Annotated in this window: 13 protein-coding genes; 9 read left to right on the top strand and 4 right to left on the bottom strand. The window is 56.2% G+C overall.

Translation table 11 applies throughout. The features are described 5' to 3' along the window. Nucleotide 1: 1 nt before the first annotated feature. The 4 genes from JUI81_RS01280 to JUI81_RS01265 all read right to left on the bottom strand — a co-directional run bounded on the left by JUI81_RS01280 (nt 2) and on the right by JUI81_RS01265 (nt 3,851). Entirely contained in the window at nt 2-751 is a 750-nt protein-coding gene (locus JUI81_RS01280; protein WP_204123478.1) for an electron transfer flavoprotein subunit beta/FixA family protein, read from the bottom strand. Between the two features lie 198 nt (nt 752-949). After that, nucleotides 950-1,792, bottom strand: coding sequence for a CoA ester lyase (locus JUI81_RS01275; RefSeq protein ID WP_204123477.1), 843 nt, complete (start codon nt 1,790-1,792; stop codon nt 950-952). A gap of 10 nt (nt 1,793-1,802) precedes the next feature. Further along, the gene (locus tag JUI81_RS01270; protein ID WP_204123476.1) at nt 1,803-2,966 is read right to left on the bottom strand and encodes an acyl-CoA dehydrogenase family protein; all 1,164 of its coding nucleotides are present in this window, start codon (nt 2,964-2,966) and stop codon (nt 1,803-1,805) included. Between the two features lie 57 nt (nt 2,967-3,023). Further along, on the bottom strand, nt 3,024-3,851 hold the full coding sequence (locus JUI81_RS01265; RefSeq protein WP_204123475.1) for a MaoC family dehydratase N-terminal domain-containing protein: 828 nt from the start codon (nt 3,849-3,851) through the stop codon (nt 3,024-3,026). 367 nt (nt 3,852-4,218) lie between these two features. Here JUI81_RS01265 and JUI81_RS01260 point away from each other — a divergent pair, with 367 nt between their 5' ends. The 9 genes from JUI81_RS01260 (at nt 4,219) to catC (ending at nt 12,241) form a co-directional block, all read left to right on the top strand. Further along, a complete protein-coding gene (locus JUI81_RS01260) occupies nt 4,219-5,418 on the top strand; it encodes an acetyl-CoA C-acetyltransferase (RefSeq protein ID WP_204123474.1) in 1,200 nt (399 codons plus the stop codon). 129 nt (nt 5,419-5,547) lie between these two features. Next, nucleotides 5,548-6,441: an MBL fold metallo-hydrolase gene (locus tag JUI81_RS01255; protein ID WP_204123473.1), complete on the top strand. Its 894-nt coding sequence runs from the start codon at nt 5,548-5,550 to the stop codon at nt 6,439-6,441. Between the two features lie 126 nt (nt 6,442-6,567). Then, nucleotides 6,568-7,470, top strand: coding sequence for a LysR substrate-binding domain-containing protein (locus JUI81_RS01250; protein WP_204123472.1), 903 nt, complete (start codon nt 6,568-6,570; stop codon nt 7,468-7,470). Between the two features lie 323 nt (nt 7,471-7,793). Then, a complete protein-coding gene (locus JUI81_RS01245) occupies nt 7,794-8,486 on the top strand; it encodes a 3-oxoacid CoA-transferase subunit A (RefSeq protein ID WP_204123471.1) in 693 nt (230 codons plus the stop codon). Between the two features lie 4 nt (nt 8,487-8,490). After that, nucleotides 8,491-9,159, top strand: a complete 669-nt coding sequence (locus JUI81_RS01240) for a 3-oxoacid CoA-transferase subunit B (RefSeq protein WP_204123470.1) — start codon at nt 8,491-8,493, stop codon at nt 9,157-9,159. Between the two features lie 10 nt (nt 9,160-9,169). Next, the gene (locus JUI81_RS01235) at nt 9,170-10,054 is read left to right on the top strand and encodes an acyl-CoA thioesterase II (RefSeq protein WP_204123469.1); all 885 of its coding nucleotides are present in this window, start codon (nt 9,170-9,172) and stop codon (nt 10,052-10,054) included. Between the two features lie 204 nt (nt 10,055-10,258). Then, nucleotides 10,259-11,548 (top strand): MFS transporter, encoded by a 1,290-nt coding sequence (locus JUI81_RS01230; RefSeq protein ID WP_204123468.1) that lies wholly within the window; start codon nt 10,259-10,261, stop codon nt 11,546-11,548. 32 nt (nt 11,549-11,580) lie between these two features. Next, entirely contained in the window at nt 11,581-11,904 is a 324-nt protein-coding gene (locus tag JUI81_RS01225) for a 4-methylmuconolactone methylisomerase (RefSeq protein ID WP_204123467.1), read from the top strand. Nucleotides 11,905-11,962: 58 nt separating this feature from the next. Further along, entirely contained in the window at nt 11,963-12,241 is a 279-nt protein-coding gene (gene catC / locus JUI81_RS01220) for a muconolactone Delta-isomerase (RefSeq protein WP_204123466.1), read from the top strand. Nucleotides 12,242-12,289: the final 48 nt, after the last annotated feature.

Here is a 12,289-nt window from a genome sequence, read left to right as displayed (position 1 = left end):
ATTAGATTACCTTCGCTTCGTTTTTCAGTTTCTCGACCAATTCAGCCACCGACTTGACCTTGATACCCGCGCTGCGTGCAGCCGGCGCTTCGACTTTCAAGGTTGTGTTGGTGGAGGCGGTGGAAACGCCCAAAGCATCCGGAGTCAGCGTCTCGAGAGGCTTCTTCTTGGCTTTCATGATATTTGGCAGGGACGCGTAGCGCGGCTCGTTCAAACGCAGGTCGGTGGTGACGATGGCCGGCAGTTTCAGGGAAACCGTCTGCGCGCCGCCGTCGATTTCGCGGGTTACAGCTACGCTGTCGCCGCTGATTTCGACTTTCGAAGCGAACGTGCCCTGACCGTAGCCGCTCAATGCAGCGAGCATCTGGCCGGTCTGGTTGTTGTCGCTGTCGATGGCCTGTTTGCCAAGGATCACCAGCTGAGGCTGTTCCTTGTCGACAACGGCCTTGAGCAGCTTGGCAACAGCCAGGGAAGTCAGATCTTCATTGGACTCGACGAGGATGGCGCGGTCGGCACCCAGAGCCAGCGCGGTGCGCAGTTGCTCTTGAGCGGTGGACGGGCCCACGGAGACGACGACGATTTCAGTCGCAACGCCTTTCTCTTTCAGGCGTACAGCTTCTTCCACGGCGATTTCGCAGAATGGGTTCATCGACATCTTGACGTTGGCAAGATCGACGCCGGAATTGTCCGCTTTCACACGAACCTTGACGTTGAAGTCGACCACCCGTTTTATCGATACCAAAACTCTCATAATTTCTTGTGTGCTCCAAAAGATCAAAACAGGTCAAAAGCAGCAGGCCATATCGGCTATTGCGTACGTGATAAGCACTACGGCACACCCAAAAACTCTTCAAACAACCTCCTGAGCTGCTCCCGCCGGTGGGCGTCGTGGGCGTTCCGACGGAAGCAGCTCCCAATGGGTGTCATTCAAATTTGCTGTTGAGACGGATCAGCTTTCACCATCAATCTTCGACGGCGTAGTCCATGCACTCAGGGACAGAAATTGTTTGGCACGAGCCATCACCGGAGCGTCGATCATCTCTCCATCCAGTTTGAATGCGCCTCTGCCATCTGCCGCCTTGAGTACGCGGCGGGCCCAAACCAATTCTTCCTCAGTTGGCGCCAGTGCAGTGTGCACAACGGCGATCTGCTTCGGATGGATGCACAGCATGCCAGCGAAACCCATGTTTCCGGCAGTGCGGGCGTAATGCTGTAGACGATCGCTGTCTTCGATGTTCGGAAACACGCTTTCCAGCGGTGCGGCCAAACCTGCCAAGCGCGTCTGTAGCAGCAAGGCGTATCTGACGTGGTCAAACATGCGCTCCGCGCCAAAACTGGTGACGGTCAGGCCAAGATCCAGCCCTAGGTCCAGTCGGCCATAGGTCAATCGAACAACTCCTGGTACACGGGCTATGGACGGTAATACATCGAGACCTCGCGCACTCTCGATGATGGGGATCACCTGCTTGCCCGTCGCCGTTACTCGAAGCACCTGTTCAGCGCTCTCGGCCTTGGGCAGAAAGATCCCGTCGACCCCCGGGTGGCGGCACATTTCCAGGTCGGCTTCATGCTCGGCATGCCCGGCCGTGTTCACGCGTACCCAGACGCGAGCAATGGTACTTTCGTTGAGGAAGGCGCTCAGGTTAGCGCGCGCCTTGGCCTTTTGTACTTCTTCGACGGCATCTTCAAAGTCAACGATAACGATGTCAGCGCCGCTAACTAATGCCTTTGCGAAGCGCTCCGGGCGATTGCCCGGAACAAAGAGGGCAGAACGCATCGTGGGGTTTGGCATCTGTTTCCCCTTAGAACGAGCGTGGTAGTTCGAGCAAATGCTCGGCAACGTAAGAAAGAATCAGGTTGGTGGAGATAGGCGCCACCTGATACAGACGGGTCTCGCGGAATTTGCGCTCGACATCGTATTCACAGGCGAAACCGAAGCCACCGTGGGTCTGCATGCAAGCGTTGGCCGCTTCCCAGGAGGCCTTGGCCGCCAGGTATTTGGCCATGTTCGCGCTGGCCCCTGCGTTGATCCCGCTGTCGTATTCTTCGCAGGCACGCCAGCGCATCAAGTCGGCCGCTTCGACCTCAATGTGCGCCTCCGCGATAGGGAATTGCACACCTTGGTTTTGCCCAATCGGGCGGCCGAACACCACGCGATCACGGGCATACGCACTGGATTTTTCGATAAACCAGCGACCATCGCCGATGCACTCAGCCGCGATCAACGTGCGTTCGGCATTAAGTCCGTCGAGGATGTATCTGAAACCTTTACCCTCTTCACCGATCAGGCTGTCGGCAGGCAGTTCAAGGTTGTCGAAGAACAGCTCGTTGGTTTCGTGATTGACCATATTGGCGATAGGCTGAACGGTTAAGCCTTTACCGATGGTCTCACGCAGATCTACGAGGAAGATGGACATCCCTTCGGATTTTTTCTTTACCTCAGCCAGTGGCGTAGTACGGGCAAGGAGGATCATCAAGTCCGAATGCTGAACCCTAGAGATCCATACTTTCTGCCCGTTGATGATGTATTTGTCACCCTGCTTCACGGCCGTTGTCTTGATCTTGGTGGTGTCGGTGCCAGTGGTCGGTTCGGTCACCGCCATCGATTGCAGACGCAGTTCTCCACTCGCAAGCTTGGGCAGGTAGTAACTTTTTTGCTTTTCACTGCCATGACGCAGCAGGGTGAACATGTTGTACATCTGGCCATGGATAGTGCCGGAGTTGCCGCCGCAATAATTTACTTCCTCCAAGATCACCGAGGCTTCAGCCAAACCCAAGCCGGAACCACCATATTCCTCGGGGATCATTGCCGACAACCAACCGGCTTCCGTCATGGCGCTGACGAAGCGTTCCGGGAAACCTTTCTCTTCGTCAATCTTGCGCCAGTAGGCAGCGTCGAATTCGGCGCACAGGGCGCGTACGCCTTCACGGATGGATTTAATGTCTTCGCTGTTGCGGTGGGTCATCGGGTGTTCCTCGAAATAAGCGTGCGCGGCAATGGCGAACGCAATTTTTTATTGGGGTCAGTCGAAATGCACTACGGCGCTCTGACATAGGCCGCTGGCGTTGCTTGCCCACAGTTCGGCGCTGCCCAGGCCTGTATGGCGGCCGGCAACCAGAAAATCGCCCGGCGCTATCAGCGGGCGCACACCGCGGAAAGCAAATCGGTATACGCGGGCCAATGGGTTGGCGCGGACAAAAGCAGCCATGCTCAAGGCGGCAGTCAGTGGGCCTTGCACTACCAGGTTGGGGTAGCCCTCGGTCTCGGTGACATAAGGCCAATCGAAGTGAATTCGATGAGCGTTGAATGTCAGCGCGGAGTAGCGGAACAACAGCACCGGGCTGGGGCTGACGCTTTCTTGCCAGTCCCATCCTGGTACGGGATCACCAGTGCCCAATTTGGGAGGGGTCGGCTCGCGGTAAACGATGTCCTGTTCTTCCAGGATGCACAGCCGCCCGTCTTGCCAGTACTCGTGCACCAGAGTGACAAACAGCAACGAACCAGTATTCCCGGTTTTCTCCGTAATCTTCTCGATACGCGACTTGCGTGTGGCTTCTCCGCCTACACGTAGGGGCTCCAGAAAATCCAGGCGCCCGCCTGCCCACATACGATTGCGTCCGTGTGCAGGCGGCATGAAGGTACCCAGGGTCGGATGCCCATCGACTCCAAGATCGCTGGTATCGAACGACTCACTGAAGAAACACCAGTGCCAAAGCCATGGAAGTTCTTCGCCGTGACCGGGGGCAGCTACGTTGAAGGTCGCCGCAATACGCTGAATCAGATTACGGCTGATCTGGTCATGTACCTCCTGGGTACGTCCCAGCCATTGGGATGGATCGAAACTGAGCATATCTAGCATCCGCTGAAGTTGTGCGACGCATGATGCAAGCAGCTCTGGAGTGGAGGGAATTAGCTTTTCCGGAAGACGGGGTCAACAAATGGCTAATAAGGTGGATGATCAGCATGACGGGATATATCCAGTAGGGCTCCGTATGCCCCGTTTTGGCCGTGTGCGGAAGGCATGCGTTCCGAGTTGCACCATTGTGAGCTTCCTTTGGCGGTGATTTGAATTCGGCAAAAAATGTGTCCGGGGTAGGGCAGATGGCATGGGTTACTTAAGCCACACAAAAGGCAGGCTTTCGCGATACAAAATTGCCGTGACGTTATCCGACCGCCCATGCTGAACGAATTGGTCCCCCCATCGAGGTTTAGCTGTAATGAACGACGCGTTGATTGTTTCGCCCCTTCGCACACCTATTGGCAAGTTCGGCGGCGCATTGGCGCCACTAAGTGCCGATCAGTTGGCGGCCTTCATGATTCAGCAACTGATGGCGCGGACAGGGATACCGGCGCATACGCTGGGTGAAGTGATCGTGGCGCAGTCCTATTCGTCCAGTGAGGCGCCCTGTATGGGGCGCTACGCAGCTTTGTCCGCTGGGCTGCCCGTTGAAGTGCCTGGATATACCCTCGACCGACGCTGTGGCTCTGGCCTTCAGGCAGTCATCGACGCCTCCATGCAGGTGCAGACAGGTCGTGCCGAAGCAGTGTTGGTGGTAGGTGTAGAGAGCATGAGCAATATTGAGTACTACAGCACCGATATGCGCTGGGGTGCGCGTGCTGGTAGTGTGAGCTTCCACGATCGTCTGGAGCGTGGTCGTGTACGATCGCAGCCGGTAGAACGCTTCGGGCACATTTCCGGTATGCCGGAAACAGCTGACAATTTGGCTCATGACTATGGAATCAGTCGCGAGCAAGCAGATAGCTTTGCTGTACGTAGCCATCAGAATGCAGCCGCCGCGTGGCGAGAGGGTCGCTTTGACGATGAGGTGATTGCACTCGATGTACCGGGCAAGCGCAACAGTGCAACCCGCGTAGCGATGGATGAAGGCATTCGTGAGGACGCCAGTCTTGAGAGCATGAGCGCGCTGCGTCTGATTCGCGCTGATGGCATCTGTACTGCAGGTAATTCGAGTCAGCAGAATGACGCTGCCGCTGGTTGTTTGGTGGTGTCAGCGGAGTATGCTGCCCGCCACGGATTAACCCCATTGGCTCGGTTGGTTGATTGGGCTGCGGCTGGGTGCGAGCCGTCCCGTATGGGGATCGGGCCGGTGCCAGCGACCGCAAAGCTGCTTGCGCGTACCGGTCTGAGCCTTGCCGACATGGACCTTATTGAAGTCAATGAAGCGTTCGCAGCCCAAGCGCTGGCCGTGCTTAAGGCTTGGGACCTGGACGACTTCTCCCGCGTCAATGTCAATGGATCTGGCATATCACTGGGTCACCCAATCGGTGCTACAGGTGTGCGCATCATGACCACTCTGCTGCATGAAATGCGCCGTCGTGATGCACGCTATGGCCTTGAAACCATGTGTATCGGCGGTGGCCAGGGGCTGGCGGCGGTGTTTGAGCGCGTTCGATAAGACGCGAGTTAAGCGCTGCTTAAGGTGCACTTAACGAGATACGAACTGCGCGGCATGCGCGAGCAGAAGATAATCCGTGAAAACTTGCGGCGTAGCCGCTACTAACAAAAAACGTTGAGGTGCAGTGCCATGATGCAGTCCCGCATGATCGGAGATATTAAAGTTACCCGTATTCTTGAGTACGCGGGTCCGACTCATGATCCAGCGTTCCTGTTCCCGACCATGGAAGATGGCGTGCTGCAACAGTATCGGGATCTAATGGCGCCGAATCACTGGATTGAGCACATGAACAAGCTGCTGGTCACCATTCAGTTCTGGGTGGTGCATGCAGGGAGCAACATTATTGTAATCGATACGGGTGTAGGCAATCTCAAACCTCGTCCAGGTATCGCACGTATGAATATGCTTAATACCTTGGTACGCGAATGGATGATTGCTGCGGGTGCGCCCCCTGAAAAAGTCACTCACGTGGTGATCACCCACCTGCATGCTGATCATGTGGGTTGGAACACCACCTGGCAGGATGGTCGCTGGGTGCCAACCTTCCCCAATGCGCGATACCACCTGCCCAAGGATGACTTTGATTTCTGCGATCAGGGCAAGAACAAGGAGTCGGGTGTGATCGACGTATTTGGCGAATCATTCTTCGACAGCGTAATGCCGATCATCAACGAGGGCCTCGGACAGATGATGGTGCCAGGGGAGGAAATTGCTGACTGCCTGGTCGTAGAAGCTGCACCCGGGCACAGTCCTGGCCAAGTGGCATTCCGCGTGCGTTCGCAAGGTGAGGAGGGGATCTTCTGCGGCGATATCCTGCACAGCCCGATCCAAATCGTGCGACCAGACATCAACTCCGGATATTGCATCTGGGAGGATATTGCGCGTCGTACGCGTCTAGAGTTCCTTAATACAGCGGCCGATCGAGAGGCGCTGATCATGCCCGTACATTTCGGTGAGCCGCATTGCGGGTACATCCGCCGGCAGGGTGAGGGGTTTGTCTTTGAGCCTTCGCACTGGCATTAATCCGTACTGATTCCTGTGCTTGAAAAGTAGCCACGGCTGATCAGGTCGTGGCTATGATGAGCGCCACTAGGCTGACTTAATGTACCCTGAGTGCAGTTGGTCTCACTTGGCAGGAACAATCCGACCATGGCGATGCATTTCGATATCACTGATTTCCGATTGTTCATCAATATTTCGGAAACCAACAGCTTAACCCGTGGCGCCGAACGCTCTTTTCTTTCGGTGCCCGCTACCAGTAACCGCATCAAAAATCTTGAGGAAAACCTGGGTATGCGCTTGTTGGAGCGCTCGCCACAGGGGGTGACCCTGACGAATGCTGGCAAGACGTATTTGCAGCATGCGCGAATCATCCTGGCTCAGTTGGAGATGCTTACCGGTGATCTTCAGCAGTACACCGAGGGGCTGAAGGGGCAATTGCGTCTTCAGGCCAACACCACAGCGATCACTGAGTACCTGCCGCCGGTAGTGGGCGACTATCTGATTAGCCATCCTGATGTGCACATCGATATGCGCGAGCGACTCAGTGACGACATTGTGCGTGCTGTGCGTGAGGGTAGTACCGATCTTGGGATTGTCTCCGGCAGTGTTGTCACTGACGGGTTGCAAAGCGTACCGCTGGTGTCCAGTCGGTTAATGGTCATCGCCCCATTGGATCACCCGGTTCTTCAGGGCGGGAAGGTATTCTTCAAGGAAACGCTGCAATATGCGTTTGTCTCGCTGCTTGAGGGGAGTGCGATCAACGTTTTCCTGAGTCGCGCTGCGGCAGCGTTGCATTTGCCGCTGACTATCCGGGTGCAAGTCGCCAGCTCTGACGCCATCTTCAGGATGGTTGAGGCGGGGGCCGGGATTGCTATTGTGCCGCAGGCCAGTTACGACCGACTGAAGGGGCGGCAAGAGATTGGTGCCTGCCAATTACTCGATCCCTGGGCCGTGCGTACATTTCAACTGTGCGCTCAAGATTTTGATGGTCTCTCAACATTTGCCCGCGAGTTCGCCGATTGTCTGATTGAGCGCTACCGTAACGCCTAGAGCACTTCAGCGAGACATCGCTGCATTCGTTTTATTCCTCCCTATCCAATGCCCCCGCGTTAGCGTGCGGGCACGCTCGCGGCTGCTTGGTATATACGGTATTCCTGTCGTGCGATGGGTGCCTTGTGTGCTCGCGTCCGTGTCATTCGGCTGCGCTTTCTTGGTCCCACATGGGGCCTTTAATAGATCATTAATCCGCCCTTCCGAAGTCTGAAATTGTGGCCCTTAGAGGGCACTGGCAAGCTGACTCTAACGCGGGGTAGCGCCTTGCACTGCTCGCCAGACTTCCGCCTGGCCACAAGAACTAGAAAGGATGTATAGCGATGATCAACAAGCTGTTGCCTAGCGCCGCTGACGCGCTGGCGAACATTCCTGACGGAGCCGTGGTCGCCGTTGGCGGTTTCGGTGGGGCAGGCATGCCTGACGACTTGATTCAGGCATTGATTGCCCAAGGGGCACGCGACCTGACACTCGTCAGTAACAATGCGGGTCAAGGTGACTCCGGCTTGGCCGCACTGCTCAAGGCCGGTCGAGTGCGCCGGATCCTCTGCTCTTATCCGCGGATGGTCGGTTCCTACGTGTTCGAGGAGCTGTATCGGGCCGGTAAAATTGAGCTGGAAATCGTTCCCCAAGGCAACCTCGCTGAGCGTTTGCGTGCGGCAGGGTGCGGTATTGGCGCTTTGTACACGCCAACCGGCTACGGCACGCTGCTGGCTGAAGGGAAGGAAACCCGAGTTATCGATGGTCGTAATTACGTGTTGGAGTACCCCATCAACGTGGACTACGCACTGATCAACGCAGAGGAGGGCGATCGCTGGGGCAATCTCGTATACCGCAAAACTGCACGGAACTTCAGTCCGATCATGGCCATGGCCGCGAGCAACACGATTGCTTCTGTAGGTCGTGTGGTGGAGCTAGGGGGGCTGGACCCGGAGCGGGTGATCACCCCTGGTATCTTCGTAAAACACATTGTCCTGCGCACCGATGTTGCGTCAGCACAGCAACAGGTAGGGTGAGGCAATGGACAAAGATATTCGTAATGCAATGGCTGCCCGCGTGGCTCGCGATATTCCCGAAGGTGCCTACGTCAACCTTGGTATAGGTCTGCCGACGTTGGTGGCAAACCACCTGCCGGAAGACAAGGATATTTTCCTTCATAGCGAAAATGGCGTGCTGGGTAGATGGGTCGCAGCGCCTCCTGGCGAAGAAGATTGGGACATGATCAACGCCGGAAAGGAGCCGATCAAACCGCTCCCGGGCGTAGTGTTTTTCCATCACGCCGATTCGTTCGGAATGATGCGTGGCGGGCATCTGGATGTCTGTGTGCTCGGTGCCTTTCAGGTTGCTGCCAACGGTGATTTGGCCAACTGGCACACAGGGGCCCCGGACGCCATTCCCGCAGTGGGTGGGGCGATGGATTTGGCTATTGGTGCCAAACGCATATTCGTGATGATGGACCACCTTGGAAAGGACGGGCAGAGCAAGTTCTTGGCTCATTGCACGTATCCATTAACCGGGCTGGGATGCGTAAGTAGGGTGTACACCGATCTTGCCACGTTGGAGTTGACGCCTGAGGGTGTGAAGGTGCTGGAGCTGGTTGGCGGAACAACAGCTAAGCGCCTTCAAGAACTGACTCCGGTGCCGTTGGACTTTTCCTTCGTCTCTGCCGCGTCGGCTGCCGGGTTTTAGGGCGCCGACCATGATGCTGTACAACTCCAGACAATATTGGGACCAGCGCGACCTGATCGAGTTGCTAGCTCTGGATTCGGATGGGCAGAACCGATACCGCAGCCATGTCTGCGATATCGACGTAAACGGCGGCGTCTATGGTGGGCAGCTGATTGCCCAAGCGCTTTGGGCCGCAGCGCAGAGCGTAAGCGGGCGTAGCCCGAGCATGCTGCAGATGACGTTCTTGCAGGAAGCTCACCCGCTCGATTCCATTGAGTACAGCGTGGAGTTGCTGCAAGACGACCGGCATGTGTCCAGCAGGCATGTGTACGGCGTGCAAGGTACTGGGCTGATCTTCAGTGCCAACGTGTCGTTCCAGCGCTCCGAAGCGAGCAGTGTCCGACCCCGTCCGCTCGAACGACGCTTGCCAGAACCAGAAAGTCTACCAACGCTCGCCGAGCTGGCGGTGAGTCATCCGCGTCGCTGTGAGGCGTTCCAATTGCGGTTTACTGATTGTTCGGTTCTGGACGTGCGGCCGATTCATGACGAGATAAGCATTGATCAGCCGCAGGTAAATAGTGAGATTGGCTACTGGGTGCGCCTCAAGCAGCCGCTGCCGAATGAGGGGTGCCTGCACCACGCTGCCCTGGCGTACATCTCCGCCTGCTGGCTCAACCGAGGTTTAGCGCAATCGTTGTCCCTGCCTGACACAAGGCGGCAGTACAACGTCTGCAGCCTCAATCAGAGTCTTTGGTTTCACAATCCTCAAATCGACGCCAATGACTGGTTGTTATTTCTCAATGATCCGGATCGAGTTCTGTCCGGTCATGGTCTGGCGACTACACGCATTTATCAGCGTAATGGGTTACCTGTCGCGAGCATGGTGCGAGACGTGCTGGTGTCGCACTCTGAATGAAAGGCGTGATGTTTGGCAATGTGAAAGAGGGCCTTCCACAACCAAAAATGGGCGACCAGGGAAATCTCCCTCATGCTGCAAATGCAGGTTCTGAAATGCATCCGTCAGTGTGAAGTCGACTGAGGTTTTTTTGAACTTGGCAACAATCACATCGTGGCCAGCCGAGCCATGAGCAGAAATCCAATAACAATAAGGAACGTCAATATGTTCGATTGGTACAGGAAAGGCTCGCCTCGCGAACGCAAGACATTCTGGGCCTGCTACTCCGGCTGGGCACTTGATTCCTACGACATGCAGATGTTCAGTTTTCTGCTGCCTACTATTATCGCCTTGTGGGGGCTCACCAAGGCCGAGGCCGGCATGGTGGGTACTGCAGCGCTGCTATCAGCCGCAATCGGCGGATGGGTCGCAGGCATTCTCAGCGACCGACACGGCCGCGTACGTATCCTGATCTTCTCTATTGTTTGGTTCACCTTCTTTGGGGTGGTTGCCGGCTTTGCACAGAACTATGAACAGCTTCTGATAGCTAGAACCCTGCAAGGTGTGGGCTTCGGTGGTGAATGGGCGGTGGGTGCCGCACTGATGGCGGAGGTCATTAACCCTAGCAATCGTGGTCGTGCGATGGGTTTTGTGCAGTCGGGCTTCGCCCTCGGCTGGGCCGGGGCGGTCATCATCATTACTGTGATTCTCAGCATTTTTCCGGCCGACCTCGCTTGGCGTGCAGCTTTTTGGTTCGGTGTCATTCCGGCGCTGGTGGTGCTCTTCATCCGTCGGCATGTCAAAGACTCCGATGCCTTTGTGCTGGCTGCCGCAAGCAAGGCGCCCAAAGCCTCGATCTGGACCGTGTTCAAACCGCAGTATCTTAAGTTGACCATTTTATCCAGTCTGTTGGTGATCGGCCTTCAGGCGGGCTGCTACGTGATCCTGGTGTGGATTCCTTCGCTACTCAAGGACAGGGGCGTGGAGTCAGCCTCGTTGATCGCTACTATCCTCGTCATGGCGGTGGGCTGTTTTGCTGGGTTCGCAAGCACCGCTTACCTGTCTGACAAACTGGGTCGGCGTCCGACGCTTATCCTCTTGTCGCTGATCTCCTGGATTGTCACCGTTACCTACATGCTAATCCCGCTCAACCCGCTGATCACTCATATCATGGGCTTTCTGGTCGGGTTCGCGGCCATCGGGATGTATGCAGCGCTTGGCCCATTTCTTAGCGAGCTGTTCCCAACTCATGTGCGCACTACCTGCATGGGCTTCTCTTACAATGTCGGCAAATCGGTTGGCGCCACCGCCATCACCGGTGTTGGCCTACTATCAACCCATGTTGGCCTAGCTCAGGCCATCGGCATGTTCTGTCTAGGCGCTTACGCTATCTCCGTCGTAGCCTTGCTGCTGCTCCCGGAAACCAAGGGCCTCAGAATCGAAGAACTGGATGCCCAAGTCTCGGCAGAGCCGGGTACCCCCCCTACAACTCCCCCAAACCCGAAGATCGCTTGATTGCGAATCTTCAGCCAAGCATCGAGGTCGTGATGATCCGTATTCTTTATCTGTTGGTTAAACCAGAAGGCATGAGTGACGAGCAGTTCCGTAAGGAGTGCATCGTGCATTTCCAGATGTCTGCCGGAATGCCGGGCCTTCACAAATATGAAGTGCGTTTGGTTGCTGGCAACCCTACTGACACCCATGTTCCCTATCTGGACGTGGGCCGTATCGACGCTATCGGTGAGTGCTGGTTTGCCAGCGAAGCGGAATATCAGGTCTACATCGAATCCGATATCCGCAAAGCCTGGTTCGAACATGGCAAGGCGTTCATCGGGCAACTCAAGCCCTTCGTGACCGAAGAGCTCGTCTGAGTTATCGCGCCCCCGGCAGCGGAGGCGCGTTTTCAACAACAATACTTAGGAGCACCATATGCTGTATTGCGTAGAAATGACTGTAAATATTCCTCGCGACATTCCACTTGAACAGGTCGAGCAGATCAAGGCATCCGAGAAGGCCCGCGCTATCGAGATTCAGAATTCGGGCAAGTGGCCGCATCTCTGGCGCGTAGTGGGCAAGTACTCGAACATCAGTATCTTTGACGTGGAGAGTAACGACGAACTGCATAACCTGCTGTCGAGCCTGCCGCTCTTCCCGTACATGACCATCCAGGTCACCCCGTTGGCAAAACACCCGTCTTCGGTTTTCTGATTCCCATGGCGGCCCACCAAGGCCGCCATTTCCCCTGAGCCCTGCGCT

Origin of the sequence: Pseudomonas sp. 008, assembly GCF_016861935.1 — a bacterium.
Classification (GTDB): Bacteria; Pseudomonadota; Gammaproteobacteria; order Pseudomonadales; family Pseudomonadaceae; genus Aquipseudomonas.
Note: the sequence above shows the minus strand (reverse complement) of the source record. Positions and strands in the feature narration are given on the sequence as shown.

What these genes read in the sequence shown, in the direction of transcription:
- JUI81_RS01280 (WP_204123478.1), bottom strand. Translation starts at nt 751, where the DNA reads ATGAGAGTTTTGGTATCGATAAAACGGGTGGTCGACTTCAACGTCAAG.
- JUI81_RS01275 (WP_204123477.1), bottom strand. Translation starts at nt 1,792, where the DNA reads ATGCCAAACCCCACGATGCGTTCTGCCCTCTTTGTTCCGGGCAATCGC.
- JUI81_RS01270 (WP_204123476.1), bottom strand. Translation starts at nt 2,966, where the DNA reads ATGACCCACCGCAACAGCGAAGACATTAAATCCATCCGTGAAGGCGTA.
- JUI81_RS01265 (WP_204123475.1), bottom strand. Translation starts at nt 3,851, where the DNA reads ATGCTCAGTTTCGATCCATCCCAATGGCTGGGACGTACCCAGGAGGTA.
- JUI81_RS01260 (WP_204123474.1), top strand. Translation starts at nt 4,219, where the DNA reads ATGAACGACGCGTTGATTGTTTCGCCCCTTCGCACACCTATTGGCAAG.
- JUI81_RS01255 (WP_204123473.1), top strand. Translation starts at nt 5,548, where the DNA reads ATGATGCAGTCCCGCATGATCGGAGATATTAAAGTTACCCGTATTCTT.
- JUI81_RS01250 (WP_204123472.1), top strand. Translation starts at nt 6,568, where the DNA reads ATGGCGATGCATTTCGATATCACTGATTTCCGATTGTTCATCAATATT.
- JUI81_RS01245 (WP_204123471.1), top strand. Translation starts at nt 7,794, where the DNA reads ATGATCAACAAGCTGTTGCCTAGCGCCGCTGACGCGCTGGCGAACATT.
- JUI81_RS01240 (WP_204123470.1), top strand. Translation starts at nt 8,491, where the DNA reads ATGGACAAAGATATTCGTAATGCAATGGCTGCCCGCGTGGCTCGCGAT.
- JUI81_RS01235 (WP_204123469.1), top strand. Translation starts at nt 9,170, where the DNA reads ATGATGCTGTACAACTCCAGACAATATTGGGACCAGCGCGACCTGATC.
- JUI81_RS01230 (WP_204123468.1), top strand. Translation starts at nt 10,259, where the DNA reads ATGTTCGATTGGTACAGGAAAGGCTCGCCTCGCGAACGCAAGACATTC.
- JUI81_RS01225 (WP_204123467.1), top strand. Translation starts at nt 11,581, where the DNA reads ATGATCCGTATTCTTTATCTGTTGGTTAAACCAGAAGGCATGAGTGAC.
- catC (WP_204123466.1), top strand. Translation starts at nt 11,963, where the DNA reads ATGCTGTATTGCGTAGAAATGACTGTAAATATTCCTCGCGACATTCCA.